Origin of the sequence: Herbiconiux solani NBRC 106740 (genome assembly GCF_001571005.1) — a bacterium.
Taxonomy (GTDB): domain Bacteria; phylum Actinomycetota; class Actinomycetes; order Actinomycetales; family Microbacteriaceae; genus Herbiconiux; species Herbiconiux solani.
Genome location: NZ_BCST01000006.1, coordinates 190,752 through 216,125, shown reverse-complemented (window position 1 = coordinate 216,125; position 25,374 = coordinate 190,752). Strand labels below are relative to the sequence as shown.

Genomic DNA, 25,374 nt, shown 5'->3' with positions numbered 1-25,374 from the left:
CCCTCGGGTTTGAGGTGATCGAGTTCTGGGACTGGATGCGGGACCGCCTCGAGGAACTGGACGCCGGTCGCACCCCGGAGGACGACACCGACTACCTGGGTCTGATCCCGCGGGCGCTCGAGTGGCAGCGGTGGCTGCTAATCCACGCGCTCGAGCTCCTCGACCGGCCCGGCGCGATCTTCCGGTTCCGGACGGTGTTGCTGCTGGTGGCCCGCCAGAACGGGAAGAGCGTCCTGCTCACCGTCCTGATCTTGTGGCGCATGTTCCAGGACCGCGCCCGCATGGTGATGGAGACGCACGCGTCCCTTGATCACGCGAAGCAGGCGTGGCTCGAAGCGGTCGCTATCGCTGAGGCCATCCCGGAACTCGCCGACGAGATCCAGAAGGTCAACGAGGGCAAGGGCTCCGAGCTGCTGTGGCTCGACGGCGGCGAGATGTTCAAGATCGCGTCGGCGAACCGTCGCGGCGGCCGCGGCTTCCGCGGGGACCTAGTCATCTTCGACGAGCTCCGCGAGCATCAGGACTGGAAGGCGTGGTCGGCGACGTCGAAGACGACCATGGCCCGGGCCCGCGCCCAGGTGTGGGGTGTCTCGAACGCTGGCGACTCGACCTCGGTCGTGCTGCGGCATCTGCGCACGGTCGCGCTGGCCGGCATCAACGGGGAAGCGCCCGAGGGCATCCCCGACGAGATCCTCGCCGAGGTCGACCTCGACTCGATCGGCCTGTTCGAGTGGTCGGCGGCCGAGGAACGCAACGGGATGCCGACGTCGAAGTGGGACCGCGAGGGGTGGGCGGAAGCGAACCCGTCGATGGGCTACTCCGAGCTCGACGAGCGCGCGATCGCTGCGGCCGCGTTCTCCGACCCGGACTGGGAGTTCCGCACTGAGGTGCTGTGCCAGTTCGTGAACATGGCCGGGCAGGGTCCGTTCCCGAACGGGTCGTGGCAGAAGACGTCCGTGCCGAGGGTGCAGCGCGACACCGCGCGGCCCGCCGCGTACTGCGTCGACCTGTCCCACAACCGGCAGATGGCGTACATCGCGCTGGCGTTCTGGGACACCGAGGGCCGACGGCGGGTGGAGATCGTCGCGAAACGCGCCGGCACCGAGTGGATCATCCCCTGGCTGCTGTCGCCGGCCCGCAAGGTGAAGCCCGAGCACGTGACCCTGCAGACGAATGGCGCCCCGATTTCGTCGATGGTCGCCGAGTTCGAGCAGGCCGGTATCGAGCTTGCTCCGTGGAGTGGCGCTGATCTGGCCCGCTGGTCCGGTGTCTTCTATGACGGCATCCGCCGCTCGATGGACGACGAGGCCGACGGCGGCGAGCTCACCCTCACGCACGGCATCCAGCCCGTCCTCGACCTCGCCGCGACCTCCGCCCGCATCAAGGCGCTCGGCGACGGGTGGGCGATCGACCGGGACAAGTCCCCCGAGGACGCCGCACCACTCGTGGCCGCAATCGGCGCCATCGGCCTACTCAACACGAACCCCGAACCGACCGTCAGCGTCTACGAGACGCGGGGGCTCGTGTTCCTCGACTGATCAACATGGAGGCCACAGTGGGCGTACGTGAAGCTCTGGCCTCACTCGTGGGGATCAACGGGACTCCGAACATCGAGTACCTCGGCCCGACGTTCCGCAGCATGATCCTCGGCCTCACCCCCGAGGAGCTGTACCGCACCCAGCCGCACCTGCGCATCGTGCTTTCGTTCGTGGCGCGAAACGTGGCCCACCTCGGCCTGCAGGCGTTCGAGCGGGTCGGCGAGAACGACCGCCGCCGCGTGCGCACGGGGCCTCTGGCGATGCTGCTGAAGCGGCCGAACGCGACGATGACCGGATACGAGCTGCTCGAGTCGCTGGTCTCCGACCTCGGCCTGTACGACTGCGCCTACTGGTTCTTCTACGAGGACGCCAACGCTGCGGCTGGATGGTCGGTGCAGCCGATCCCCGCATCGTGGGTGGTCGAGCAGCGCGGCGGCAACTTCTTCGCCCCCTCCGCATACCTCATCCAGAACCCTGACGGCACCCGCACCGAGATCCCCGCCGAGAGCATGCTCGCGTTCCACGGCTGGAACCCGGGCCGGCCGAAGCATGGCGCGTCCCCGATCGACACCCTCAAGCAGATACTCGCCGAGCAGGTGCAGGCCTGGTCCTACCGGGAGCAGATCTGGCAGCGCGGCGGCCGCGTCGGTGCGTACCTCACCCGCCCCGCCGGCGCCGCATGGTCCGATACCGCCCGGAAGAACTTCGCCGAGGAGTGGAAGAAGCGGTGGACGGGCATCGACGGCGCGAAGGCCGGCGGCACCCCGATCCTCGAAGAGGGCATGGAGCTCAAGCGGCTCGGCTTCTCTGCTCGCGAGGAAGAGTGGGTGGCCGTATCGAAGCTGTCCCTCGGGACCATCGCCGGCGTCTACCACGTCAACCCCGTGATGGTCGGCATCCTCGACAACGCGAACTTCTCGAACACCAAAGAGTTCCGGAAGATGCTCTACTCCGAGACCCTCGGACCGACGCTCGCGATGATCGAAGACCGCATCAACGCCTTCCTCGTGCCCCGCCTCGTGGGCGAGAAATCCGTTTACGTCGAGTTCAACATCGCGGAGAAGCTGCAGGGCGACTTCGAGGAACAGGCCGCCGTCATCTCGACTTCGACCGGGCGCCCCTGGATGACTGCCGACGAGGCACGTGCGCGGTTCAACATGCCGGCGCTCGGTGGAAACGCTGGCGAACTTGTGGTGCCCCTCAACGTGCTCATCGGCGGGCAGGCGTCACCTCGCGATTCGGGAACCCAAAACGAGGGCCCGAAGGATCTCGGCGAGCTGCCGCAGATCAAGGCGCCCACCCGTCGGGTGAAGGCGCAGCGGAACCCGAACCACGTAGCGAAAGCCGAGGAGGTGCTGCGCGCGTTCTTCAAGCGGCAGCGCGCATCTGTCCTGGCTCGGCTGGGATCGAAGGCGCCTGAGTGGTGGGACGAGGACCGGTGGAACTCGGAACTCTCCGACGACCTGTATGCGCTGTCGGCGACCGTGTCGCTGGACGTCGCGAAGTCGGTGCTCGCTCGCGCGGGACTCGACGCCGACCAGTACAACGCCGAGCAGACGTACGCGTTCCTTCGCGCGATCGCCGACAAGCGGGCCGACGCCATCAACGGCACGACCCGTGAACAGATCATCGCCATCCTCGACGGCGACGGCCCCGAAGACGCGGACGGTCCTGGCCATGTCTTCGACCTCGCCGAGGGTGAGCGCGCTGCGAAGGCCGGGCTCACGCTCGTCACGACCGTCACCGCGTTCTCGACGGTCGAGGTGGGCCGCCAGAACGGTGGCGCCGAGAAGACGTGGGTCGTCACCTCCTCGAATCCGCGTCCGTCTCACGCCTCCCTGAACGGGGAGACCGTGCCGATGGACTCCACCTTCTCGAACGGCGCCAACTGGCCCGGCGACTCCTCGGCGCTCGACGTCGACGAGGTCGCTGGCTGCAGCTGCGACGTCGAGATCAGCATCACCACCTGACCGAAGGGATCGGAATGAAGACCAAGCAGATGCCGGTGCGCATCAAGGCCGGCCCTGATGACGGGCTGCTCGAAGGCGAGTTCATCGTCTACCCCTCGACGTTCATCAAGGAGCCCGACTCCTACGGTGACATCGTCGCCCCGGGGGCGTTCGCCGACACCATCGCCGAGTGGACCGCCTCAGGGCTGACGATGCCCGCCCTGTACGGGCACCGCATGGACGACCCCGACTTCTTCGTCGGCGGTGCCGTCGGCGCGGACATGGCGGAAGACGAGATCGGGTGGCGCGTCAAGGGCGCCTTCGACCTCGAGTCGCCGAAGGGCCCGCAGACGTACCGGCTCGCGAAGTCGGGGCGGCTCGCGCAGCTGTCGTTCGCGTACGACGTGCTCGAAGAAGGCGCCGTGCAGCTCGACGACGGCCGCAAGGTCAACGAGCTCCGAAAGCTGAAGGTCTACGAGTTCTCGTTCGTGCCCATCGGCGCCAACCAGGACACCTCGATCGTCGCGATCAAGGCGATGGCAGAGGACTTCGCCTCCGCGGCGAAGGCGGGCCGGGTGCTGTCGGCGAAGAACGAGGAGACCCTGCGGGGTGCGATCGAGTCGCTCGACTCGACCCGCTCCGCACTCAAGAACGTCCTGTCTCAGATCGAGGCAGGCGATGACCAGGAGAAGGCCAGCGGTCAAGCCGTGACCAACGACGAGGAGCCCCAGCGGGCCAAGTCGGAGGAGTCCGGTGTCAGCCCGTCCGCCCGAGCACTGGCAGTCAACCAGTACATCCAGACGCTCTGAGGAGCGAGGAAGGGGTCACACCGTGAACCCGAAGGAAAAGCTGGCAGCCCTGCAGAAGGCGTGCCAGGACATCGTGAACGGCGCCAAGGCGGCCGAGCGCGAGCTGACCGATGAGGAAGTCACTCTCCTCGAGACCAAGTCGAGCGAGGCGCTCGAGCTCAAGGGCAAGATCGAGCGCTCGGAGAAGTCCGCCGCGCTGATGGAGTCCATCGGCGGCATGAAGTCGGACAGCGAGCCCAGCTCGACCGAACCGACCGCGGGTCAGGCGAAGTCGCTCGGTGAGCACTTCGCGAAGGCCATCGGTCAGGACGGCTTCGCGTCGCTCAAGAGCCGCGGACGCACCGTCGAGGCGCCTGAGTTCAAGGCGAACACCGATCCCAACACGGTCGGTTCCGCCTTCGGCGCGGTCGTCACCGACGTGGACCGGACCATCGTCCAGGCGTATCGTCGCCCGGTCGTGTCCGACCTGCTTGGCGTCGGGACCATCAACGGCTCCTCCATCACCTACTACGTCGAGGGCGCTGTCGAAGGCGCGTTCGCGACCGTGGCTGAAGGCGGGCAGAAGCCGCAGATCCACGTCATCAACCCGACCGCCGTCACCGACGCTCTCAAGAAGATCGCCGCGTGGTTCGACACCTCGGACGAGATGATTGAGGACGTCCCCTTCATGGTGTCGGAGATCAACAACCGAGGCACCTACCTGCTGTCCCTCGCCGAGGAAGCCCAGCTGCTCTCCGGCGACGGCACCGGTAGCAACCTGACCGGTCTCCTCAACCGATCGGGCGTGCAGGTCGTCACGCAGGCCTCCACCGGGTTCACCGGTGAGAGCGCACAGGACGCGGTCTTCCGCGCTCTGACCGCGGTGCAGACCGCTACCGGCCTCACCGCCGACGGCATCATCATCAACCCGGCCGACTACCAGGCGCTGCGCCTGTCGAAGGACGCCAACGGGCAGTACTTCGGCGGAGGCTTCTTCTCCGGCGAGTACGGCAACGGCGGCCTCTCGTTCCAGCCGCCGCTCTGGGGCGTCCCCACCGTGGTTTCCGCCGCGGTGCCCGCCAAGACCGTCGTCGTCGGCGCGTTCAAGGCGGCCGCGACCGTCTACCGCAAGGGCGGCGTGCGCGTCGAGTCGACCAACAGCGACCTCGGGAAGTTCACGAAGAACATCGTGACGACCCGCATCGAGGAGCGCCTGGCACTCGCCGCGCGCATCCCCTCGGCGGTCGTGAAGGTCGTCCTCTCCTAGCAGTTCCCACGGGCGGGGTTGCTCAAGCGGCCCCGCCCACCCTCACCCCGAAAGGAGAGCACAAATGGCTCTCAAGCAGTACGACGTCGAGATCAACGGCATCAACCACACGCTGCAGCTGTCCGACGAGGACGTGAAGCAGTACAAGAACGCCAAGGAGGTCAAGGCCAAGCAGGCCCCGGCCCCCCAGAACAAGCAGGCGCCCGCGCCCGCAACGAACTAGAGGGGAGGCGGGGATGAAGTCGTTCGCAAGCAAAGAGCAGATGGCCGACCGTTCGCGCGGCGCCATCCCCGCCGACACTCCGTTCCTCGAGCTCTCGCTCCGGGCGGCATCACGCCTGATCAGGAATAGCTGCGGTTGGCACATCGCCCCCGTGATACAGACCGTGTTCCGCTACCGCGAAGATACCGGCGGCCAGCTGCTTCTCCCGTCCCTGCACATCGCAAGCATCGACTCGCTGACCTCGCGCGGGACCCCCGTCGACCTCGACGAGAACCCCGTCACCTTCGACCCCGACACCGGGTGGTCCAACACGGCCGGCTGCGACGTCGCCATCACATTCACCCACGGGTATTCCATCCCGGACACGAACAGCGATGAAGACGACCTGGACGAGATCCCTGAGGACATCGTCGATCTCACCCTCATGATCGCCTCGCGCGCGCTCGGTGCCCCGCTCGGGTACACGCGTGAGCAGTCCGGGCAACGGTCCGTCTCGCATTCCCTGACCGCTCAGGGCGTCGCCGGCGGGACCGTGCTCCTCGCACACGAGAAGGACGCACTCGCTGAGTACCGAATCGCGAGGCTGCCGTGATCGACCGCGAGACCATCATCCGGAAGCGGTACCCGCTCATCGACGACGGCCACGGCGGCCAAGAACGCGATCGCGGCGCCAACCCAGACATCCTCCCGATCCCCGGGTGCGACGTGCAGCCCGGCGCGACTCAGGAGGACCTGCAGAACCGCGATGGCGCACTCGTGCAGTGGACAGTATTCGCACCCGGCCACCCCGACGTGACCGCAACCGACGACATCGAGTACCAGGGCGAGACGTACGCCGTCGACGGGAAGCCGGCGCGATGGCCAGGCAGCCCCGCTGTGAAGCACACCGTGATCCTGCTGAAGACTTGGGAGGGCTGATGGCCAAGGTCACCAAAATCAAGGTCTCCTCGAGCGCCGTGCGACAGATTCTCCAGTCCGACGAAGTGCAGGCTGACCTTCAGAAGCGCACTCGCGCCATCGCGAACGCGGCTGGCGGGGAACCGGACTTCAAGGCCCGCGTCGAGGTGCGTCAAGGTTCGAGCAAGCTCGGCCGCGCGATGGGCTTCGTGACTACCGCCACCCGGAAGGGTCGCAAGGCCGAAGCCGAGGATCGGAAGCTCACCCGCGCGATCGGAGCCGGCCGATGACAGAGATCATCGTCGCCGAGGACGCGGAGCTCGCAGCGGTCACCGAGTTGAAGCAGCGCCTTCCCGACACGGGCGAGGTCAACCCGATCGTGGCGACGAGCATCCCCGCCACACAGCCGCCTGAGTTCTTCCGCGTCATCGTCACAGGCGGCACCGACCGCGACCTGGTCACCGACAACCCGTCGATCACCGTCGAGGCGTACGCGCTCCGCGAGGCCCGCGCTGAGCGCATGGCCGCCCGAGCGCACGCCGTCCTCCTCGCTGCAGCCCGCGCCGGCTCGATGGGCGGCGTGCCCTGCTACCAGGCGCAGTCGTTCGCTCGCCCCGGGAACCTCCCGAATCCCCTCGTGCCAGACCGGCGCCGCTACACCTTCACGATTTCCGCTGACCTGCGAATGGCAGCGGTCTAGGTTCCCGCCTTCCCTCGCACCGACCCGACCGGGCCGGCGCTTCGTCATGCCTTCTGAAAGGGGCAACGCACATGGGTGCACCCACCAGCAAGAACGTCTTCGTCGGAGCGCCCGATCAGGCGACGACCGGCGCGATCCTCACCGGCCCCGAGACCGACACCATCCCCGCGCAGATCAGCGACTTCGTCTACACGTCGCTGCTCTCCTCCGGGTACGTGTCCGAGGACGGCGTCACGATCACCCCGTCCGACTCGAACGAGTCGATCAAGGACTGGTCGGGGGCGGAGATCCGCCGCATCCTCACCGAGTTCTCCGGCGAGCTGTCGTGGACTCACCTCGAGCTCAACGCGGAGTCCGGCGGAACCTACTTCGGGGACGCCAACGTCGCCGTGTCGGCCGCGTCCTCGACGAAGGGCAAGCAGATCCGGATGGCCCTCGGGAAGGCCGACGGCAGCGCGAAGGCCTACTACTTCAAGATGAAGGACGGTGCCCGCCGAGTCGTCGTCTTCGTGCCCCACGGTGTCATCACCGAGCGCGGCGAGATCTCGCTCGTGAACTCTGCCGCCGTGATGCTCCCGGTCACCCTCGCCGCTCTCGCGGACGCCGCGGGCAAGCACATCTACATCTACACCGACGACGGCGTGTTCTCCGCCTGACCCACGAACGACCGGGCGGCGCGACGGGAACCCGCGCCGCCCGGTCTCACTCCATACCGGTTCCCACCCAGTTGAAAGGTTCCCACCATGTACGAGGTTCCCGCATCGAAAGCGTCGATCAAGCAGAACGTCTTCGAGTTCAAAGTGCCCGGCACGAAGAAGACCTGGTCGATCCCGAAGCAGGCCTACATCAACTCCGAGCTTCTCGGACGGTTCCAGGCCGAAGCGATCGTCCTGAAGCCCATCGTCGAGGCCGGCGGCAAGCCCACGCCTGAGCAGGCGATCGCGCTGATGACGATCCAGCAGGAGATCTTCGATCACTACTGCCCGGGCGTCCGCGCTCTGGTGGACAGTGAGCAGCTCGCGCAGCTGTTCCGGGCCTGGCAGGAAGCCTCCGCCCAGGGGCAGCAGGGCGTGCAGCTGGGGGAATCCTAGGCCTCTACCTGTTCCTGATGGAGCACGGAGAGGCCGTCGCATACGACCTGCTCGAACGAGGGAAGAACCTCGACGACCTCGGCACTCAGGCGCTGTCGTGGCCGGACCTGCTGCTGATGGTGCGCCGGTGGCAGAAGATGCCCGGCACCGCCACGCAGGAGTCCGTGCACGGCATCATCTGGTCGATCGAGGCGCAGTTGCTCGCCGAGATGCTCGACACCCTGCGGCTCGCGAACTGGCAGCGCGCAGGCAAGAAGAACACCCCGAAGCCGAAGCGCACGCCGCGGCCGTGGGAGTTGAAGTCCCGCCAACAGACGATCGGCTCCGAGCCGATCCCGGTGTCGGAGTTCGACGAGTGGTGGGAGTCGCAGGACGCGGCTTGATCTGACGACCCGGGAGGTGTCCGCATGGCTGCATCCGGTGTCGAGCTCGCAACCGCATGGGTGCGCCTTACGTTCTCCGCTGAGGGCGTGCAGGATTCGGTCGCGAAGGAGACCGCGAAGGCGGCCGGGGATGCCGAGCAGTCCGGCGGCAAGGCTGGCGAGCGCTTCTCGGACGGGTTCGGAGGCGCCCTCAAGGCTCTCGGCACCGTAGTCGTCGCGGCCATCGCAGCTGCCGGCGTGAAGTCGGTGGTCGAGTCGGCGTTCAGCCAGATCAATCTTTCGGGTTCGCTCGCCGCCCAGCTGGGTGACACCGAGCTCGTCGCCGGTGCCGCCTCCGCTGCGTCCGCCATCTACCGCGACGGATGGGGCGAATCGCTCCAGTCGGTCGGCACCGACGTGGCTACCGTGTCGCGCGCGCTCGAGTCGCTCGGCTCCGACGCGGACCTTTCCGAGGTCACGAAGCAGGCGATGGTCCTCTCCGACACGTTCGGCGAAGACGTCAACGGCACCATTACTGCCGCGTCGCAGCTGGTCCGCACAGGGCTCTCCCCGGACATCGAGTCGGCCATCGACTTGATCACCGTGGGGTTCCAGTCCGGCGCGAATTCCGGCGGCGACCTCCTCGACACCTTCAACGAGTACGGCGTCCAGTTCGAGAAGCTCGGCCTCGAGGGACCCGCAGCGCTCGGTCTCCTGAACCAGGGTCTTCAGGCCGGCGCCCGGAACAGCGACCTCGTCGCGGACGCCATCAAGGAGTTCTCGATCCGCGCGATCGATGGCTCCGAGAGCACGGCGGCAGGGTTCCAGGCGATCGGCCTGGATGCGGCGTCCATGGCTGCTCAGATCGCCGCCGGCGGGCCTACCGCATCCGCGGCCCTGCAGACCACGCTCGACTCCCTGAAGGCGATCGAGGACCCGGTGGCGCGCGATGCCGCCGCGGTCGCCCTGTTCGGCACCCAGGCAGAAGACCTCGGGTCCGCGCTCTTCGCCCTCGACCCGAGCAAGGCCGCCGCAGGAATCGGGGACATCTCCACCAAGGCAGAGGATGCGGTCTCGAACTCCGCGAACCTCGAGCAGTCCTTCGTCGCCCTGCAGCGCTCCGTGACCGAGACTCTCGGCGGCGCCCTCGCACCGGCCATCACGTGGCTGTCGCAGAACCAACAGGTTCTCATCGCCCTCGCCATCATCATCGGCGTGACCCTGGTCGCTGCGTTCATCGCATGGTCGGTGTCGATCTGGGCTTCGACCGTCGCGCTGCTCGCGAACCCGGTCACATGGATCGTGCTCGCGATCATCGCGCTCATCGCCGCGATCGTGCTCCTGGTCATGAACTGGGACACCGTCGTCACGTTCCTCACGGACACCTGGAACGGTTTCATCGGCTGGATCACCGGAGTCATGAACGGCTTCGCCGGCTGGTGGAACGGCGTGTGGGCGGGCTTCATTGGCTTCGTCACCGACGTGTGGAACGGGTTCATCGGGTGGGTCACCGACACCTTCAACCTGTTCCTCCTCGGCCTGCAGATCATCGGCGCCGCAATCGCGACCTGGTGGAACGGGCTCTGGCAGGGCATCGGCGACTTCATCGGATCGATCTGGAACTGGATCGTCGGCGCGGTCGCGAACTACATCAACACGGTGTGGTCGATCATCTCCGCGGTCGGGCAGGCGATCGCCTCGATCTGGAACGGCATCTGGTCCGGGATCTCGTCGTTCTTCGGCGGCATCTGGGACGGCATCCTGTCCGTCATCAGCAACGTGCAGACGACGTTCTCGAACGTCTTCAACGCAATCGGCGACATCGTGCGCGGCGCGTTCGACGGGGTCGTCAGCACCGTGCGCGGCGTGATCAACGGGATCTCGTCTGCGGTGAACGGGGTCATCGACGGCATCAACTCTGTCGCCGGCGCGGTGGGTGGCGCGATCGGGCTGAACATCTCGATCCCGCACCTGCCGATGCTTGCCACGGGCGGCACGATCCTCCGGTCCGGCAGCGTCATCGTTGGCGAGAACGGCCCGGAGATGCTGCGACTCCCGGCCGGTGCGGTCGTCGACCCGGACATCAGCGGGGCGGGCAGCGAGAGCACCGCGCGCCCGATGCGTATCAGCGTGCAGATCGACAAGAAGGAGATCGCCTACGCGGTCGCCGATTGGAACGAGGGACTGGAATGACGCTCACCATCGGACGGTTCGGCCTCGACCTCGCCGCCGGAACTGTCGCATCCACCGACACGGACGGCGGCACCCTGAAGATCACGGGCCGCACCGCGTACTCCGACATGGAGCAGGCGCGTGCGCTCGAGCAGCAGATCCTCGGCTACGTCGATCACGCCGATGAGTCGTTCGTGCCCGTCACTTGGGACGAGACCCCGCAGATCGACGGGTTCTACCGGGTGTCGGGCGCGTCTGTCGGTGGTGTCGCCGGGCTCGCGCCGGCGGGCGTCCTGAACTTCTCCGTCACCCTCGTCCGGGTGCAGGGGTTCGCCGCCCCGCTGATCGAGGACGTCGTGCTTGGCACTGCGCGGCCGTCCGCTCTGGGCGTCCTCGCCCAGTCCTGGGTCGGGTTTCCCGCGTCGGCCCGGTCGTTCATCGAATACCGGGATGGGGACCCGGGGCTCGGTGGAGCCGCCCAGACCCGGAAGGGCGAGGATGGCCGTGACGTCGTCGTCCAAAGCGGTATCGCCGACTCGTGTGTCGTGCAGTACTACGTGGCGCCCGATCGCTACTACGACGCGGCCTCGACGCTGCAGGTTGCGAGTCGCACGGTCGCCGGCCGCCAGGTGCCTAACAATCCGACGGAATGGCTGCTCTCGAACGGCATCCTCCAGGTCCGACTCAAGGAGGGCTCGTCCTTCACTCTCGAATACCGGGCGTGGAAGACCGACGGGTGGTCTACCTGGCACACGCTCCGGATCGGCAGCTCGGCCCTGAAGTTCCCGCCGTTCTACGAGCTGTTCGAGCCGCACACCATCACGGTGCTCCGGAACTCACCTGAGATGGTCGTGATCCGGCTCGTGACAACGGCTCGGGAGAACAACATCGGATCCCGGCGTCCGGTGACCGTCGATATTGCTCTTCGCCGTGGCGCTCGCATCGCCGCGGTCCACTTTCAGGGACTCGCGAGCGTGTACCTGACCCTCAGGCTTGGCGACTTCAACGGTGCCGACGCCAAGACGGGCGGATACACGAAGACGCTCGGTCCCGGCAACGCGGGCGAGGTTCTCGTCTTCGCCTCACCGACACCGGTCATCTTCGAGGACGAGACACACCCCGCGGCGGGAGAAATTCCTGTGGACCTAGGGCCTGACGCCAACGTGAAGCCGGCCGCCGGCGGCGTCCATGTTCGAACGGACGGTTGGTCGTTCGGTTTCGGAATGTCGAATCACGCCGACGAGTTCAACTCGGACACGCTGACCTACGACCGGGCCATCCGCGAGTACTTCTGGGCGGGCACGGACAAGCAGACGGTGGTGGCGCAGTGACGGTCACCGAACGGCTCATGGGTGTCGGCCAGTGGTCCCTCGATCTCGTCGAGGACACCCCGATCAGCGTCCTCGACCGCCTCGACGTGCGCACTTCCGGGTTCGGGCACATCGTCGTCACGCCCGTCCCCGTCGACGTCGCGCTCGGCGACGCGATCCTCCCGATCGCCCGCTACACCGGCGTGTACCGCGAGCAGGACCGGGTATCGCTCGGCGGGCTCGGGCCGAACATGTGGGTCGCCGACAGCAACGGCAAGGGCCCCTTCTACGCGGAAGGGCTCTCGACCCCGGACGGCAAGTTCGCGGACTGGGTCACCCGGCTTCGGCCGGCGCAGCTGACCCCCGGGATCACGTCGACGATCGCCGGGTGGTTCCCGAAGACCTACTTCGGGACGAACCTCCGCGACCCCCTCGATGAGGTATGCCTCTACTTCGGCGCCGAGTGGCGCGTCACCCCCGCGCTGGCGTTCGACATCGGGAAGCGCGCGGACCTGTTCCGCGTCGACCCCGTCGCCGTCGTCGTGGCGAAGGAGAGCGAAGCCGGCCGCGACCTCAACGTGCAGGGCATCCCCGGCGACGTGAGCGCCCCGCGCGACGTGAAGAACATCGTGCGCCGCGTGAACCTCTACTCGGGCGACCAGGACGCACCCACGGTCACGTTCTCGACGCCGACAGTGTCGGACGCCGACTTCCCCTACCGGGGGCCCGACGGGTCCGTGCTGCGCATGGATCAGCGGTACGAGTCCTGGGATGCCCCAGTCGGGTCGGAGGCGCAGTACGCGAACAACCTGCAGAACCTGAACAAGCTGCCCCACGAGGAAATCAAGCTCACCACCCGCCAGTACGACATCGGGCAGAACGTCGAAGTCGGCGACAACCTGTGGGTGTTCGACCCGCTGAAGGGCATCCGCGACCTCAGCAACCCGGTCGACTACCGCGGCGTCACGATCTACCCCGAGATCATCCGCTGCGTGGGCTACACGTGGCCGGTGCGGCAGGGCATGGGCGTGTACTTCCGCCGCTTCGTGAAGGTCGACGGCTCCTGGGTCGTCGACTGGATCGACCTCACGAACTACGTCGAGTTCGAGACCGGTGACACGTCGGTCGAGATCGGCGACAAGCCGCGCAGCACCCGATAGGAGGACGCCGTGGACGCCACGACAGTCACGACTGAGACCAACGCGGCCGGGGTGTTCGCTGTCCCTCACGGGCTCAGCGTTCGCCCGGCCACGATCGTCCCGGACATGCGCGACGAGAACCTCGCCATGGAGTTCACCGGCTTCGACGACACCCTCGTCCGTGGCGTCCTCCGCAGCCGTGCGACGGGCGACCCGGTGGCAGACACCACGTTCACCGCCCGCTTCCTGGTGGTGCCCTAATGGGCGCGATTCCGTGGGCGCCGCAGCTGCAGAACGGCGACGTCGCGGCGAAGCGGCTGATGCTCGACTTCGACGGGCTCGGCCACTTCCTGCAGCCGGCCGCCGCCCGGTCGCTGCGTGCTTTCGCGGAGGCCTTCGAGGCGGCCTTCGGGGTCGCGTTCACGATCAGCGAGGCGTTCCGCGACATCCCCACCCAGCAGTATCTCTACAACCTGTACCGCTCCGGGAAGGGCAACGTCGCGGCGGTGCCGGGCACGTCCTCGCACGGGCAGGGTCTCGCGGTCGACATCAACTCGTGGGTGTACGGCAACGGCGGCAACACCGACCGGCACCGCTGGCTCGTCGCGAACGCGCCCCGCTTCGGCTGGTCGTGGGAGCTCGTCGGCAAACCGTCGGGCGAGCCGTGGCACTTCAACTACGTCGGCGGGTGGTCTGACTGGGCCAGCTCCGACTTCACCCCGTTCCCCGAGGAGGAAGACGACATGCCCTACACCGAAGAGCAGCTGCTCAAGATCGCCACGCAGGCGGTGTTCGACGCCTTCCTGCGCCAGGGCGCCGTCGGCCAGGACCACACGCTCGAGTACCGGCTTCGGCTGCAGATGGACCAGGCGACCACCCAGAACCCGGCGACCGGCCCGGATGGGCTGATCTTCAAGGAGATCCTGAAGCTCACGCCGGCCGCGTCGACGAACATCCTCGGATACCGGATCGACGGCACCCCGCGCCAGTGGGCAATCAGCATCGCTGACGGCTTCGTCCGCGAGCTCGTCGGGGATGAGCGTGAGCGCATGGTGAATCTCGGCCTGCTGCGCCCCACCCGGGACAACGAGTTCGGGGAGCGCGTCGTGTCCCGCGACGACTTCCTGTTCCTCGTCGACCAGGCGAACCGCACCCGCGTCGAGCACGGGCACGCGCCGATCACGGTCTCCGTCTGAACTCCTCGACCCTGGGAGGGGACACTATGCGCCGTCTGTTCGCCGCATCCATCTGGGCTCACGGGGCGATCCCCGTCGACGAGTGGAAATACCGCAACCTGAAACGGGTGTGGCTCCCGCTCTACGACCTTCTCGCCATGTGGGCAGGGGTCAACGCCGTCGTGTTCGGTTCGAGGCTCCTCAACCGGCTCCTCAGCGAAGAACTCCTCGACCTCGTGGGGATCGCGTTCACCGTGGTCGCCGCGGTGTGCCTCCTCGCGGTTGCGTTCCCGCGGCTGTGGGCGATCGAGATGGTCGGGAAGTCGCTGCTCGTCGGCATGGTCTTCGCCTACATGGCGTCCGTGATCCTCTACCCGACACCATCGCCCGACGAAACCCCGAACTGGTTCATCGTCGCGATGCTCGGCTTCGGCCTCCCGCTCGCCCTGTTCCGCCTCACCATGCTCGGCGAGGAGTGGAAGGAGCGCCACAAGGAGCAGGAGAGCGACGCGTGAACCCCGACATCATCCTCCCCGCTCTCGTCGGCGTCATCGGCACGTCGATCGCCGCAGCCCTGCTGTACCTCGGAACCCGGGGCAAGACCCAGGCCGACGCACGCTCAGCCCTCGACGCTCGGATCGACGCCCGTCTCGACGGCGAACTCGCCCGGGTCTACACCCGCCTCGACGAGGTCGAGAACGCTGCCGTGAAGCGTGCCTCTGCCTTCGCTCGCATCCTTCGCGCCATCGCCGATCAGTGGAAGGGCGACCCGCGCGGACCCAACCTCGATCCCGCCGACATTGCGGAAGTCGAAGACACGATCCCGCCGCAGTGGATTCGACGCCACCCGGAACTGAACCCCGACCTCATCAAGGAGTAACACCGTGCTCACCACCTACGCGAAGTCCATCCTCACGATCATCGCCTCGGCCGTCACGATCCTGATCGCGGCGCTGTCCGACAACGTCGTGACCGTGCCCGAGCTCGTGAACGTCGCCATCGCGATCGTCACCGCCGTCGGCGTCTACCTCGTGCCGAACCTCGACGACGGCCTGGCCCGCTACTTCAAGTTCATCGTCGCCATCCTCGGTGCCGCCCTGACCGCCCTCGCGAGTGTCCTCACCGACGGTGTGACCGGCGCCGAGTGGCTGCAGATTTTCCTCGCGGCCCTCGCCGCGATCGGTGTCGCCGTGGTCCCGAACGCGCCGGCGGAACCGTACGACGCGAAGCACGCCTGATCCTGCCCGTCCCCCTGCTGTGAGGAGCGCCTGATGGCGAAGAAGTCCCTGCTCGTGAAGTCCGTCATCGGGCCCGGCGTGGCGAACAAGAACACCACCGTCGACGTGCAGCCGGCGTACCGGTTCGTCGACGGCACGACGATCAACTGGCCGATCGCGAAGACCTTCAAGCTCGAGAACGGGCAGGTCACGATCGACAACGTGGAAACCACGTACGACGGTGACTGGCTCGTCTGGGAGTTCGCCTTCCGCGACTTCGACAGCGTGAATCGTCAGATCGGCGACACCCGTGTCGAGCTCCGCACCTTCGAGGGCGCCACGGGCACCCCCGTGGACTACTCCACGATGAAGGAGACTCAGCCGGTGCAGCCTCCGGAGTACGGACCGACCTACGCCGACCAGGCGCTCGAGGCCGCTCAGGATGCCCTCGCATCCGCTCAGGAAGCGCTCGAAGCCGCGCAAAGGGCAGAAGCCGCAGCGGTTGCTGCGGCCGCCGTCGGGACATCCTCCGACGCGCAGACCGCGAACAACGTGGGCACAGGTGCCCTCACCAAGGCTGCGCTGGGCTCGGCTGTCGGCACGCCGAACCGCGGTGGGTACATGGCAACGGAGTACGCGGAGATGCTGGTCGCCCGCGCCTACGGCAAGAGCGGCAAGAGCTTCTACGCCGACTGGATCGCCTCCTCCAGCGATACCGGCCTGGCCGCGCCCGGCACCATCTACGACCTCAAGAGCACCGAGGGTTCGGCCTGGACGCTCACCCGCGGCGGTCGGGAAGACATCAGCTCGAGCGGCGCCATCGTCGCCTCCGGCACCGGCGCGTTCGTCCGCAGCACCGGCAGCGTTTCCGACTATGAGAGCATCCTCGGCGGGCCCGAATTCGCGGTGTACGCCCGGCCCAACAACGCGAGCATGAGGGTGCAGCTCTGGCTCGACAATCAGCTCGCTCAGGAGATGTTCCTCACCAACGAGGAAGCCACGAGCACTCCCGCGCCGGGCTGGCTCCGGTTCAAGCTCGACCGAGACGAGGTCCGCCGGGTGCGCCTGACGGCCGTCAACGGCACCCTCGGCAAGCTGGCGGTCTCCGCGGGCGCGGTTGCCATGGCTCCTCCCAAGCGCCCGATCTTCGCGGTGGGCGTGGGTGACTCCTGGTGGGCGGACGGGAAGTTCGCGCCAATCCCGTTCAACTGGCCGACGATCACTGCCGAGGCGCTCAACTGGGGCCTCTCGTTCAGCGGCCAAGGCGGAACCGGTGTGCTGAACACGGGCCCCGCCGGATCGCGGAACTACCAGGACCCGGTCCGACTCACTCCGCTCATCAACGCGGTCAACGCCTCAGGCGCGACCAAGTTCATCTTCGAGCTGTCGATCAACGACATCCCCTTCCCCGCCGGCGACCTCCAGACGGGGATCGGTGTCATCCTGGACCGTCTAACCGCTGAGTGCCCAACCCTCGACACCATCTACATGATCTCGCCGCAGATCCGGTACTCCATCGGTGACCCGAACGAGGCTCGGATGGTTCAGATGGAGCAGGAGGCTCAAGCCGCCGCGGCCGGCCGCTCGATCGTGACCCAGTTCTCGCCCCGGACGCAGCAGTGGTTCTACGGGAAGTACCAGGGCAAGCGCAACAACCGCGTGCTCGACGGTTCCGTTGACTGGTTCATGTGGGACGACGGAGCGCACCCGACTTACCTCGGCGCACTCCATTACGCGATCATGCTCATCACGGAGATCATCCTCAGCCTCTCGGTCACCCAGACCGCGGCGGCCAAGAAGGGAATCCCGTTCGAGACCTACTCGATGCGCAAGTCTCCGACCACGCCGCCACCTGACCCGGACCCCACGATCTATGGCCTCGACGACTTCCATAGGTCGGACGGTTCGGGGTGGGGCTCGACTCCTACCGGCGGCTTCCCCTGGGCGTCGACCGGAAGCGGATCAACCGCCGCCATCGAGAGCAACAAGGGCAAGCTGACTGGCACCAGCGGGGTCGTGTACTGGACCTACAACGACGCCCACCTCAACGGCATCACCCGGGTGGTGGTCGCGGACCCAGGCTCAGCCGGATTTACGGGACTGTGCGAACGGATGGTCGACGGGTCCAACCTTTACTCGCTCACACGCGTGTCGGGGTCGGATCTCCACTACCGTCTGGTCAAGCGTTGCGCGGCCGCAAGCACGACCGTCGCCACTCTGGTGACGACCACCGTCACGATTGCTGCCGGTGACGTGCTCGAGTGCTACCGGAACGGCCTCGCGCTCGACTTCCGGATCAACGGAGTGAGCATCTGGACCGGCTACGACACAGTCGACGGCCTGGCCGGAGGAACGCCCACAGTCATGGCTGCTTCGACGAAGCACGGCGTGGCTCACTCCGCTGGAGTCGGCTACTACGAGAGCGTGCGCACTCTCCCGCTCGCGTGAGCGGGTAACGCGGAACCTCAGACCCCCTTGGGGCTGGCCTTCGGGCTGGCCCTGAGGGGGTCTTTCGTCGTTCCCGCGAGCGACCGGGCAACTAGCAGCAGCGCGATGGGAACCCAGAAGTAGCGGTTGTACATGCTCGGCGCTGTCATCGCGAAGACGAACGCCGACACAGCAGTCGCGAGAATCGCGGTCGTGAGGGTGGAGGGGTCGGTGCGCAGCCATCTGCCCAGGAAGGGGCGGACGATGAGCGCGAGGATGGCGATCGCGAAGATCAAGCCGCCTTGGTACAGCGCGGCGAGGAGCAGGTTGTGAGCCGGGAAGGTTCCGTCCACGATCGAGGAGGCGGGGTCTAGGCCGTAGCCGAAGGGGTTGAGGAAGGTCTTGTCGACCGCGGTCTGGTAGGTGGATGCACGGATCTCAGAGGTCGCGTACCGGCCGCCCGCGCTGAGGCCTAGGGTTTGGAGGATTCGCTGCCAGGGGTCGAGCGCGTTCGAGGTCGCCGCCTGGATGGCCGATGCGATCCAGAAGACAGCGGCGCCGGCCACGGCTATGAGGACCGCTGTGCCGGGGCGGATGGCTCTGCGAATGACGAAGATGAGGAACCCGACCGCGACTGCGATCAGACCGGACACGCTGCCACTGAGGATGAGCCCGATGCCCGCCCCGAGTGCAACTGCGGCCGCGCCGAAGCGCTGCCGTCGGGTGGTCGCGGCGATGATCAACCCGAACGCGACGATGAGCGCTGCACTGGTGATGCCGCCAGTGTCGGACACGTGCTGCGCGAAGCCGGTGTACCGGCCGGCGTTCGTGATCTCGGTGCCGGGGATCACGCCAGGTCCGAGCACGGATTGGGCGATCGTTCCGGCGCCGGTGATGCCCCCGCCGAGGGCGAACGCGAATGCGCCCCGGTAGAGGAAGCGGGTGTCTGAAAGCAGGTAGATCGCCTGCCAGGGCAGGATCACGGCGACGATGAGGATGCGGACGAGGACGAGCGCGGACCCAAGGGGGTTGAGCGCTGAGAACGTCGCCAGCAGGCCACCGATTACGAGCATCCCGGTGATGATGACCGCTCCGGGCCTCAGCGTGTAGAGGTCGCTGCGATCAAGCCTGGAGAGGATCGTGAAGACCAGGCTGGCGAAGATGAAGATGTCGCCGAAGGTGATCCCGGATTCACCGAAGCGGAGCACCGTGATCGAGACGAAGGTCAATCCGAGGTAGAGGAGCACCCGCCCGGCCTTGAGGGCGAAGTCTTGCTTCTCCATCTGCGCGACCTCGGTCGAGCGGTGGAAGGTGGTGCTCATTTGTCACGCATTCTGTCGGACACGGTCGAAGCGTAACCGCTCAGGAACAGGAGTGCGGCGATCACGAGGAACATCGCCGCCATGCTGAACCCGAGGTCGGGATCGCTGGCTGCGAAGGGGAGGAAGCAGAGTCCCAGCAGGGTTGCCGCGCCGCCGAGCCAGAACGCGGTGGAGGGCTTCTTGAACAGACGCCACCATTCGTCTCGCATCACAGGGACCGCACCTGTGTGGGAAGCGGCTGCTTGCGCGACCTCTTGACGAGGCGTCGGATGAGCTTCCGCCCCGGTTCTTCGACGAGGTAGTAGCACGCCGTCCCCGCGACGTAGACCCCCACGAAGTAGGCGACGAGCACACCGATCCTGACGACGAGCGACGACTGCTCGAAGGACTCCCAAGGGAGGAGTTTCCCGACCACCATCAGGACGATGAAGTGGGTCATGTAGAACGAGTACGAGACCTTTCCGCCCCAGATCATCACGCGCGACTGCAGCACGCGGCCGACGATGCCCGTCGCTCCGGCGCAGCTGAGCACGAAGAGAGCGATGAAGGGTAGCGCGAGGAGCGACTGGTACTTCTCGGTCGAAAAGCCGATCACGATGCCGATGGCGATGATGGATACGCCGGCGGCGATGGCCCAGCCTCGGCCGGTCTGGCGGGTGCCGAGGTAGCGCCACCCGCTGTAGAGGAAGCAGCCCATGGAGAACTCGCCAGCGATGCGGAGCCAGATCATCCCGTAGCTGGTCGGCGAGGTGTCGACGTAGGTGCCGTACAGCATGAGCGCGACGACCGTGACCGCGCATATGGCGGCGCTGAGCAGGAACCCGGTGCGCGGTGACCGCACCCCGGCGACGCCTAGGGCGATTAGTGGGAAGACGAGGTAAGCGCCGAACTCGGCGCAGATCGACCAGGCGGGCCCGTTCCATGCCTCGAACGGCGGGATGGCCTGCAGCATGAAGACGTTCGCGATGAAGTTCGGGACCGTGAACTTGTCGGCCGCCTCGAGAGAGACACCGACCGCAGCAGCCGCGATGACGAGCACACCGACCAGCAGGAGGGTCGCCAGTTGCACAGGGTAGATGCGTGCGACCCGGAGCTCGAGGAACTGGCGGTAGTTCCCCCACGTGAAGCGTCGGAAACGCTCGGCGTAGTTGTAGGCGATGATGAAGCCGCTGAGGATGAAGAAGATCTCGACGCCGAGGTAGCCGGCGTTGATCCACGGCTCGAGCGGCACGGTGCCTGGCAGTAGCGCGTAGATCGGTTTCTCGAAGTGCTCGAGGATGACCCAGGCCGCGGCGAGGGCACGGATGCCGGTCAGGCCAGCCAGCAGCGGCCGGCTCGATGTGATGATCTCCCCGCGCCCCATGGGACAGAGCGTAGCTGACGGTTGTTGCGTGCGCGTAAATCCCTGAGCGCCTCAGAGGATGTCGCGAAGGGCCGAGACTGCTTGCTCTGGGAACTCGAAAGCACCGAGCGCGAACACCCGAGCGGTCTGCGCGGAGTCATCAGCGTGACTCAGCCGGTACCCGTCCGACTCGTGCTCGACCCGCCACGGCGTCTCGACGAGCGTGCCGTCGACTTCCTGCACGATCCAGTAGTGATCGCTCTCGATGCCGCGTGCGAGGAACAGGAGCACTACCGCTCGACCTTCAGCCAGAGACGCTGCGCTTCGCGCACGGGCAGGGCGGCCAGAGCGGCGTCGTAGGTGGGCGCTTCAGTCTGGTCCTCGCGTGGTTCTCCGTCGACGAGGTATCCGGCGCGCACGATCATGCGGACGACTCTACTCACCGGATTGTCTCGTTCAGCTGCGGCCGGATGGCGACGTGCAGCGCGTACCGATGACAGGCGAACGCGGCATCGCGCAACGTGTCGAAGTAGCCGGCCCCGATGAGCTCACGCGGCTCGGACCACGTCACCGCACGGAAGGTCCACACGCGGCGGTCGCCGACTGTGACGGACAGATGCCGGATCTCAGCCAGCGGCTCGTCGGTGCCGGGCCTCGGGAAGATCCACGAGTTCGCGCGGACGGTCTCGATCGGGTGCCACTCGGCCAACGGTGCTCCTCTCTCAGGGAGCGCGCCGGCCCGCGCAGCACGATCGTAAGCACGACCCCCGACAACACGCCAAGTCAAGTGTCGGGGGCTCGCGGCATCATGAACACATGCTGACGGCCCATGAGAGTGCGATCCTCGCGTTCGAGGAGAAGTGGATAGACCAGCCCCTCGCGGGCCGGGAGATGGCCGTGCAGCGCGTCCTGGGCATGAAGCACACCCAGTACCTGCAGGCCCTCCACCGTCTCCTCGACCGTGAGGACGCGATAGCCGCGAACCCGCAGCTGCTCTACCGGCTCCGTGATCGCCGTGACCGGCGCATGCGTGAGCGCGCGACCAGGCTGATGCGGTCCGATGCCTGACCGGCGCCCGCTACTTACTCGTTACTTTCGATCCGAGTTGTTCGGAATCCGTCGGAAGTCACCGGAACCCGAAACCGGCTACTCCCCCGCGACTCCGGGCTAGTCGGAATCAGCCCTTAGTCTTCGGCACCCGCACTCGCTATCAGTGGGTTCTGGGTTCAAGTCCCAGGGGGTGCACCGAGAGAAACGGCCCGGACAAACGTCCGGGCCGTTTTCGGTTTCCGGATGCGAAATACTGGAGTCATGACCGACACCAGCGTTCGCATCGAAGCCGGCCGGCCGGCGCCCGGGTTCACCCTCCTCGACGAGGACGGCGTCTCCCGTTCGCTCGAGGACTACCGCGGTCGACGCGTCATCCTGTACTTCTACCCCGAGGCGGGCACGCCGGGGTGCACCAAAGAGGCCTGCGACTTCCGCGACAACCTCAACTCGCTGAAGAGCGCCGGCTACACCGTGCTCGGCGTCTCGCGAGACCAGCCTGCCAAGCTCAAGGGTTTCATCGACGACCAGGGCCTCAACTTCACGCTGCTGTCGGATCCGGATGCCGCCGTGCACCGCCTCTACGGAGCCTGGGGCGAGAAGTCGCTCTACGGCAAGACCGTCACCGGCGTGCTGCGCTCGACTTTCGTGATCGACGAGGAGGGCGTCGTGAGCCTGGCGCTCTACAACGTCAAGGCCACCGGGCACGTCGCGTCGCTGCGCAAGAAGCTGAAGATCGACGCCTAGTCGTGGCTGCGCGGCCCATCGGGTCGCGCGGATCTGATCGCGCCGGGTCGCGCGGGCCTAGTCGCGCCGGGTCGCGGCGACGACGGGCGGGGTGAACAGCAGCACCAGCGCGAGCACCGCCGGGACCAGCAGGTACCAGCCGACCCGAGCATCCTCGACCAGGCCCTGGAAGCAGGCGAACGCGGTCACGATCTGCAGCAGCTGCCAGACCAGGGTGGCGGCCCGGGTCCACGGCCGGGCGCGCAGGGTGTGGATCGCCACGAACGACAGGAAGACCGCGGCGACCGCCGACAGAACGAGTATGCCCAGGGCCGTCTCGATCGAGGTCTGCTGACCGGTCACGACCTCCAGCAGCAGCCAGATCGTCACCCCGATCATCACGACCGCCTCGGCGCCCACGATGAGGGCCAGCAGGATGAGGAGCAGGGGCCGACGGGGGCGCCCGGGCGTGCCGTTCGCACCGGTTTCACCGGATGTTCGCCCTGCGTTCGCCTCGTCCATCACGCCTGTACTCCGTAGAAAACCCTTGATTTGCATGTACCAGTATGCAAACATATCTGAGGTCAATGTTGCTCACAGTGACGTGAGCGGGTGCAATCTCCTCTGATTGCAGCGTCCACCGTGCCATTGACTATCTCACCCGAATCCCTTAGGTCGTTCGACCGAAGCACCCTCGCTACATAAGGAGCTCCCGCTATGGATTGGCGCGACAAAGCCGCCTGCCTGACCGCTGACCCGGAACTTTTCTTCCCCGTAGGAAACACCGGACCTGCTGTCGATCAGATCGACAAAGCGAAGGCGGTCTGCGCTCGATGCTCCGTCACGGAGGTCTGCCTCCAGTACGCCCTCGAGACCGGACAGGACTCCGGAGTCTGGGGTGGCCTCAGCGAAGACGAGCGCCGCGCCCTCAAGCGCCGGGCCGCTCGCGCCCGACGCGCCTCCTGACCTTCCCGAACACTCACGCCACGAGCCCCGATGGGCCGGCTTCCGCCGGTTGTCGGGGCTTCGTGCCGTTTCGGGACCGGTAGCGCATCTGCCCTCTATCCGGCAGCACAGCCCGATCGGCTCCTGCTCACGGCTTCTTGAGCCACCGGAACGGGATCTCGATCGTCACGACCGTGCCGCTGCCCACCATGGTGTGCCAGTCGATCGTGCCGCCGAGTTCGCCCTGGATCAGGGTGCGCACGATCTGCGTGCCGAGCCCGGAGCCGACCTTGCCCTCGGGCAGGCCGGTGCCGCTGTCGCGCACCTCGACCGTGAGCGTCTCCTCCGAGCGCGTCGCGGCGATCTCGACCTCGCCCTCCTGACCGGCGAGGCCGTGCTCGACCGCGTTCGTCACGAGCTCGGTCAGCGCGAGGGCGAGCGGGGTCGCGTACTCGCTCGGGAGGACGCCGAAGCTTCCCGTCGACTTGGGGTGCACCGTCGTGTTGTGCGCGGACGCGACCTCGGCGACGAGCAGCAGCACGCGGTCGAAGACGGTGTCGAAGTCGACCCGCTGGTTGAGGCCCTCGGAGAGGGTGTCGTGCACGACCGCGATCGCCGCGACCCGGCGCATGGCCTGGGTCAGCGCATCCCGAGCCTCGTCGGAGTGCGTGCGGCGCGCCTGGATACGCAGCAGCGACGCCACGGTCTGCAGGTTGTTCTTGACCCGGTGGTGGATCTCGCGGATCGTCGCGTCCTTCGTGATGAGCTCGCGCTCCTGGTGCCGGAGCTCGGTCACGTCACGGCTCAGCACGATGGCGCCGAAGCGGTGCCCGCGGGTGCGGAGCGGGATGGCGCGGAGCGACACCGTCACCCCCTTGGCCTCGATGTCGGTGCGCCACGGCGCGCGGCCAGTCACGACCAGGGGCAGGGACTCGTCGACGATCAGGCGGCCGGCCAGCAGCCCGGTCGTGACCTCGGCCAGCGACTGGCCCTCGAGCTCGCCGACGAAGCCCATCCGGTTGAACGCGGACAGGCCGTTCGGGCTCGCGAAGGTGACGATGCCGTCGACGTCGAGCCGGATCAGACCATCGGATGCACGGGGTGCGCCCCGGCGCGGACCGGTCGGCGCCCCCAGGTCGGGGAAGTCGCCGGCGGCGATCATCGAGAAGAGGTCGTTGGCGCACTCGTTGAAGGTGAGCTCCTGGCGGCTCGGGGTGCGCGCCTCGCTCAAGTTGGTGTGCCGGGTGATGACGGCGATCGGGCGCTCGGTGGTCGTCTGCTCGGAGACGGACAGGCGCCGGAGCACGGGGACCGCACGCACGCGGGTGGGGGTCTCTTCGTACCAGTCGGGGGCCGCGGTGTCGACGATCTGCGCGCTCTCGAACGCGTCGGTGACCTGCTTGCGCCACTCGGGCTTGATGGTCTGGCCCACGAAGTCGCGGTAGAACAGGGTCGCCGAGCTCGAGGGGCGCGAGTGCGCGACCGCGACGAAGGTGTCGTCGAGCGTGGGCACCCAGAGCACGATGTCGGCGAAGGCGAGATCGGCGAGGAGCTGGCAGTCGCTGACGAGGAGGTGCAGCCACTCGACGTCGGCCTCATTCGAGCTGCCGTGCGCGGTGACGAGATCACTGAGAGTTGACACGGTTCTAGCCTACGGGGAGTCGATCTGCGGTTCTGATGTGAGGACGTGATGCGATCAGGCCGAGCCGGCATTCGCGGGGAGCATCACGCGGCCCG

32 protein-coding genes are annotated in these 25,374 nt (G+C 67.0%); 24 read left to right on the top strand and 8 right to left on the bottom strand.

The genetic code is table 11. The features are described from left to right. Window positions 1-14: 14 nt before the first annotated feature. From HSO01S_RS12615 to HSO01S_RS12520, 21 genes are all read left to right on the top strand, one after another. The gene (locus HSO01S_RS12615; RefSeq protein WP_066041922.1) at window positions 15-1,538 is read left to right on the top strand and encodes a terminase large subunit domain-containing protein; all 1,524 of its coding nucleotides are present in this window, start codon (window positions 15-17) and stop codon (window positions 1,536-1,538) included. Between the two features lie 5 nt (window positions 1,539-1,543). After that, the gene (locus tag HSO01S_RS12610) at window positions 1,544-3,508 is read left to right on the top strand and encodes a phage portal protein (protein ID WP_084361632.1); all 1,965 of its coding nucleotides are present in this window, start codon (window positions 1,544-1,546) and stop codon (window positions 3,506-3,508) included. 14 nt (window positions 3,509-3,522) lie between these two features. Continuing rightward, on the top strand, window positions 3,523-4,296 hold the full coding sequence (locus HSO01S_RS12605) for an HK97 family phage prohead protease (RefSeq protein ID WP_066041918.1): 774 nt from the start codon (window positions 3,523-3,525) through the stop codon (window positions 4,294-4,296). 22 nt (window positions 4,297-4,318) lie between these two features. Then, window positions 4,319-5,542: a phage major capsid protein gene (locus tag HSO01S_RS12600; RefSeq protein WP_066041915.1), complete on the top strand. Its 1,224-nt coding sequence runs from the start codon at window positions 4,319-4,321 to the stop codon at window positions 5,540-5,542. 64 nt (window positions 5,543-5,606) lie between these two features. Beyond that, window positions 5,607-5,765 carry a hypothetical protein gene (locus HSO01S_RS18770; RefSeq protein ID WP_157079050.1) on the top strand — a complete coding sequence of 53 codons (159 nt, stop codon included), beginning with the start codon at window positions 5,607-5,609 and terminating at the stop codon, window positions 5,763-5,765. 13 nt (window positions 5,766-5,778) lie between these two features. Beyond that, a complete protein-coding gene (locus HSO01S_RS12595) occupies window positions 5,779-6,357 on the top strand; it encodes a hypothetical protein (RefSeq protein WP_066041914.1) in 579 nt (192 codons plus the stop codon). Beyond that, window positions 6,354-6,683, top strand: coding sequence for a hypothetical protein (locus HSO01S_RS12590; protein WP_066041912.1), 330 nt, complete (start codon window positions 6,354-6,356; stop codon window positions 6,681-6,683). Before HSO01S_RS12595 ends, HSO01S_RS12590 begins: the two co-directional genes overlap by 4 nt. Beyond that, entirely contained in the window at window positions 6,683-6,952 is a 270-nt protein-coding gene (locus HSO01S_RS12585; protein WP_066041907.1) for a hypothetical protein, read from the top strand. Before HSO01S_RS12590 ends, HSO01S_RS12585 begins: the two co-directional genes overlap by 1 nt. Next, entirely contained in the window at window positions 6,949-7,362 is a 414-nt protein-coding gene (locus tag HSO01S_RS12580) for a hypothetical protein (protein WP_066041905.1), read from the top strand. Before HSO01S_RS12585 ends, HSO01S_RS12580 begins: the two co-directional genes overlap by 4 nt. A gap of 71 nt (window positions 7,363-7,433) precedes the next feature. Further along, window positions 7,434-8,018 (top strand): phage tail tube protein, encoded by a 585-nt coding sequence (locus tag HSO01S_RS12575; protein ID WP_066041901.1) that lies wholly within the window; start codon window positions 7,434-7,436, stop codon window positions 8,016-8,018. 87 nt (window positions 8,019-8,105) lie between these two features. Beyond that, window positions 8,106-8,453, top strand: a complete 348-nt coding sequence (locus HSO01S_RS12570; protein WP_066041899.1) for a hypothetical protein — start codon at window positions 8,106-8,108, stop codon at window positions 8,451-8,453. Between the two features lie 17 nt (window positions 8,454-8,470). Beyond that, a complete protein-coding gene (locus tag HSO01S_RS12565; RefSeq protein ID WP_066041897.1) occupies window positions 8,471-8,836 on the top strand; it encodes a hypothetical protein in 366 nt (121 codons plus the stop codon). Window positions 8,837-8,860: 24 nt separating this feature from the next. Further along, entirely contained in the window at window positions 8,861-11,008 is a 2,148-nt protein-coding gene (locus HSO01S_RS12560) for a phage tail tape measure protein (protein WP_066041895.1), read from the top strand. Further along, complete coding sequence (locus tag HSO01S_RS12555; RefSeq protein ID WP_066041892.1) at window positions 11,005-12,318, top strand: hypothetical protein; 1,314 nt, start codon at window positions 11,005-11,007, stop codon at window positions 12,316-12,318. The genes HSO01S_RS12560 and HSO01S_RS12555 overlap by 4 nt, the downstream gene beginning before the upstream one ends. After that, a complete protein-coding gene (locus HSO01S_RS12550) occupies window positions 12,315-13,457 on the top strand; it encodes a hypothetical protein (RefSeq protein ID WP_066041890.1) in 1,143 nt (380 codons plus the stop codon). Before HSO01S_RS12555 ends, HSO01S_RS12550 begins: the two co-directional genes overlap by 4 nt. Window positions 13,458-13,466: 9 nt before the next feature. Continuing rightward, window positions 13,467-13,697, top strand: coding sequence for a hypothetical protein (locus tag HSO01S_RS12545; RefSeq protein WP_066041888.1), 231 nt, complete (start codon window positions 13,467-13,469; stop codon window positions 13,695-13,697). Next, window positions 13,697-14,632, top strand: coding sequence for a M15 family metallopeptidase (locus HSO01S_RS12540; RefSeq protein WP_066041886.1), 936 nt, complete (start codon window positions 13,697-13,699; stop codon window positions 14,630-14,632). Before HSO01S_RS12545 ends, HSO01S_RS12540 begins: the two co-directional genes overlap by 1 nt. Window positions 14,633-14,658: 26 nt before the next feature. Beyond that, the gene (locus HSO01S_RS12535; protein ID WP_066041884.1) at window positions 14,659-15,126 is read left to right on the top strand and encodes a hypothetical protein; all 468 of its coding nucleotides are present in this window, start codon (window positions 14,659-14,661) and stop codon (window positions 15,124-15,126) included. Further along, complete coding sequence (locus HSO01S_RS12530; RefSeq protein ID WP_066041883.1) at window positions 15,123-15,491, top strand: hypothetical protein; 369 nt, start codon at window positions 15,123-15,125, stop codon at window positions 15,489-15,491. Before HSO01S_RS12535 ends, HSO01S_RS12530 begins: the two co-directional genes overlap by 4 nt. A 4-nt stretch (window positions 15,492-15,495) precedes the next feature. Beyond that, window positions 15,496-15,849, top strand: a complete 354-nt coding sequence (locus tag HSO01S_RS12525; RefSeq protein ID WP_066041881.1) for a hypothetical protein — start codon at window positions 15,496-15,498, stop codon at window positions 15,847-15,849. Between the two features lie 33 nt (window positions 15,850-15,882). Beyond that, entirely contained in the window at window positions 15,883-18,276 is a 2,394-nt protein-coding gene (locus HSO01S_RS12520) for a hypothetical protein (protein WP_066041878.1), read from the top strand. A 17-nt stretch (window positions 18,277-18,293) separates the two neighbouring features. On the opposite strand, the gene HSO01S_RS12515 is transcribed toward HSO01S_RS12520, so the two are convergent. The 6 genes from HSO01S_RS12515 to HSO01S_RS12495 are packed head-to-tail and all read right to left on the bottom strand — an operon-like array spanning window position 18,294 to window position 21,628. Then, window positions 18,294-19,577, bottom strand: a complete 1,284-nt coding sequence (locus tag HSO01S_RS12515) for an O-antigen ligase family protein (protein ID WP_066041876.1) — start codon at window positions 19,575-19,577, stop codon at window positions 18,294-18,296. After that, window positions 19,574-19,786: a hypothetical protein gene (locus tag HSO01S_RS12510; protein ID WP_066041874.1), complete on the bottom strand. Its 213-nt coding sequence runs from the start codon at window positions 19,784-19,786 to the stop codon at window positions 19,574-19,576. Before HSO01S_RS12510 ends, HSO01S_RS12515 begins: the two co-directional genes overlap by 4 nt. Continuing rightward, the gene (locus HSO01S_RS12505; RefSeq protein ID WP_066041873.1) at window positions 19,786-20,940 is read right to left on the bottom strand and encodes an acyltransferase family protein; all 1,155 of its coding nucleotides are present in this window, start codon (window positions 20,938-20,940) and stop codon (window positions 19,786-19,788) included. The genes HSO01S_RS12510 and HSO01S_RS12505 overlap by 1 nt, the downstream gene beginning before the upstream one ends. A 51-nt stretch (window positions 20,941-20,991) precedes the next feature. After that, entirely contained in the window at window positions 20,992-21,210 is a 219-nt protein-coding gene (locus HSO01S_RS12500) for a hypothetical protein (RefSeq protein WP_066041871.1), read from the bottom strand. Next, window positions 21,210-21,362 carry a hypothetical protein gene (locus HSO01S_RS18765; protein ID WP_157079049.1) on the bottom strand — a complete coding sequence of 51 codons (153 nt, stop codon included), beginning with the start codon at window positions 21,360-21,362 and terminating at the stop codon, window positions 21,210-21,212. Before HSO01S_RS18765 ends, HSO01S_RS12500 begins: the two co-directional genes overlap by 1 nt. Beyond that, on the bottom strand, window positions 21,359-21,628 hold the full coding sequence (locus HSO01S_RS12495; RefSeq protein ID WP_066041868.1) for a hypothetical protein: 270 nt from the start codon (window positions 21,626-21,628) through the stop codon (window positions 21,359-21,361). Before HSO01S_RS12495 ends, HSO01S_RS18765 begins: the two co-directional genes overlap by 4 nt. Before the next feature lie 107 nt (window positions 21,629-21,735). Here HSO01S_RS12495 and HSO01S_RS12490 point away from each other — a divergent pair, with 107 nt between their 5' ends. Together HSO01S_RS12490 and bcp are read left to right on the top strand one after the other, a co-directional pair. After that, entirely contained in the window at window positions 21,736-21,987 is a 252-nt protein-coding gene (locus HSO01S_RS12490) for a DUF3263 domain-containing protein (protein WP_066041866.1), read from the top strand. A 243-nt stretch (window positions 21,988-22,230) separates the two neighbouring features. Beyond that, window positions 22,231-22,713 (top strand): thioredoxin-dependent thiol peroxidase, encoded by a 483-nt coding sequence (bcp, locus tag HSO01S_RS12485; RefSeq protein ID WP_066041864.1) that lies wholly within the window; start codon window positions 22,231-22,233, stop codon window positions 22,711-22,713. 57 nt (window positions 22,714-22,770) lie between these two features. Here bcp and HSO01S_RS12480 read toward each other — a convergent pair whose 3' ends face one another. Continuing rightward, on the bottom strand, window positions 22,771-23,214 hold the full coding sequence (locus tag HSO01S_RS12480; RefSeq protein WP_066041862.1) for a hypothetical protein: 444 nt from the start codon (window positions 23,212-23,214) through the stop codon (window positions 22,771-22,773). Window positions 23,215-23,409: 195 nt separating this feature from the next. Here HSO01S_RS12480 and HSO01S_RS18360 point away from each other — a divergent pair, with 195 nt between their 5' ends. Further along, a complete protein-coding gene (locus HSO01S_RS18360; RefSeq protein WP_077055322.1) occupies window positions 23,410-23,658 on the top strand; it encodes a WhiB family transcriptional regulator in 249 nt (82 codons plus the stop codon). A 127-nt stretch (window positions 23,659-23,785) separates the two neighbouring features. Here the strand turns inward: HSO01S_RS18360 and HSO01S_RS12475 are convergent, their stop codons facing one another. Beyond that, window positions 23,786-25,279, bottom strand: a complete 1,494-nt coding sequence (locus HSO01S_RS12475) for a sensor histidine kinase (protein ID WP_066041861.1) — start codon at window positions 25,277-25,279, stop codon at window positions 23,786-23,788. Window positions 25,280-25,374: the final 95 nt, after the last annotated feature.

What these genes read in the sequence shown, in the direction of transcription:
- HSO01S_RS12555 (WP_066041892.1), top strand. Translation starts at nt 11,005, where the DNA reads ATGACGCTCACCATCGGACGGTTCGGCCTCGACCTCGCCGCCGGAACT.
- HSO01S_RS12505 (WP_066041873.1), bottom strand. Translation starts at nt 20,940, where the DNA reads ATGGGGCGCGGGGAGATCATCACATCGAGCCGGCCGCTGCTGGCTGGC.
- HSO01S_RS12585 (WP_066041907.1), top strand. Translation starts at nt 6,683, where the DNA reads ATGGCCAAGGTCACCAAAATCAAGGTCTCCTCGAGCGCCGTGCGACAG.
- HSO01S_RS12480 (WP_066041862.1), bottom strand. Translation starts at nt 23,214, where the DNA reads ATGGACGAGGCGAACGCAGGGCGAACATCCGGTGAAACCGGTGCGAAC.
- HSO01S_RS12560 (WP_066041895.1), top strand. Translation starts at nt 8,861, where the DNA reads ATGGCTGCATCCGGTGTCGAGCTCGCAACCGCATGGGTGCGCCTTACG.
- HSO01S_RS12510 (WP_066041874.1), bottom strand. Translation starts at nt 19,786, where the DNA reads ATGCGAGACGAATGGTGGCGTCTGTTCAAGAAGCCCTCCACCGCGTTC.
- HSO01S_RS12540 (WP_066041886.1), top strand. Translation starts at nt 13,697, where the DNA reads ATGGGCGCGATTCCGTGGGCGCCGCAGCTGCAGAACGGCGACGTCGCG.
- HSO01S_RS12575 (WP_066041901.1), top strand. Translation starts at nt 7,434, where the DNA reads ATGGGTGCACCCACCAGCAAGAACGTCTTCGTCGGAGCGCCCGATCAG.
- HSO01S_RS12515 (WP_066041876.1), bottom strand. Translation starts at nt 19,577, where the DNA reads ATGAGCACCACCTTCCACCGCTCGACCGAGGTCGCGCAGATGGAGAAG.
- bcp (WP_066041864.1), top strand. Translation starts at nt 22,231, where the DNA reads ATGACCGACACCAGCGTTCGCATCGAAGCCGGCCGGCCGGCGCCCGGG.
- HSO01S_RS12605 (WP_066041918.1), top strand. Translation starts at nt 3,523, where the DNA reads ATGAAGACCAAGCAGATGCCGGTGCGCATCAAGGCCGGCCCTGATGAC.
- HSO01S_RS12580 (WP_066041905.1), top strand. Translation starts at nt 6,949, where the DNA reads ATGACAGAGATCATCGTCGCCGAGGACGCGGAGCTCGCAGCGGTCACC.
- HSO01S_RS12535 (WP_066041884.1), top strand. Translation starts at nt 14,659, where the DNA reads ATGCGCCGTCTGTTCGCCGCATCCATCTGGGCTCACGGGGCGATCCCC.
- HSO01S_RS12490 (WP_066041866.1), top strand. Translation starts at nt 21,736, where the DNA reads ATGCTGACGGCCCATGAGAGTGCGATCCTCGCGTTCGAGGAGAAGTGG.
- HSO01S_RS12610 (WP_084361632.1), top strand. Translation starts at nt 1,544, where the DNA reads ATGGAGGCCACAGTGGGCGTACGTGAAGCTCTGGCCTCACTCGTGGGG.
- HSO01S_RS18360 (WP_077055322.1), top strand. Translation starts at nt 23,410, where the DNA reads ATGGATTGGCGCGACAAAGCCGCCTGCCTGACCGCTGACCCGGAACTT.
- HSO01S_RS12520 (WP_066041878.1), top strand. Translation starts at nt 15,883, where the DNA reads ATGGCGAAGAAGTCCCTGCTCGTGAAGTCCGTCATCGGGCCCGGCGTG.
- HSO01S_RS18770 (WP_157079050.1), top strand. Translation starts at nt 5,607, where the DNA reads ATGGCTCTCAAGCAGTACGACGTCGAGATCAACGGCATCAACCACACG.
- HSO01S_RS12570 (WP_066041899.1), top strand. Translation starts at nt 8,106, where the DNA reads ATGTACGAGGTTCCCGCATCGAAAGCGTCGATCAAGCAGAACGTCTTC.
- HSO01S_RS12565 (WP_066041897.1), top strand. Translation starts at nt 8,471, where the DNA reads ATGGAGCACGGAGAGGCCGTCGCATACGACCTGCTCGAACGAGGGAAG.
- HSO01S_RS12595 (WP_066041914.1), top strand. Translation starts at nt 5,779, where the DNA reads ATGAAGTCGTTCGCAAGCAAAGAGCAGATGGCCGACCGTTCGCGCGGC.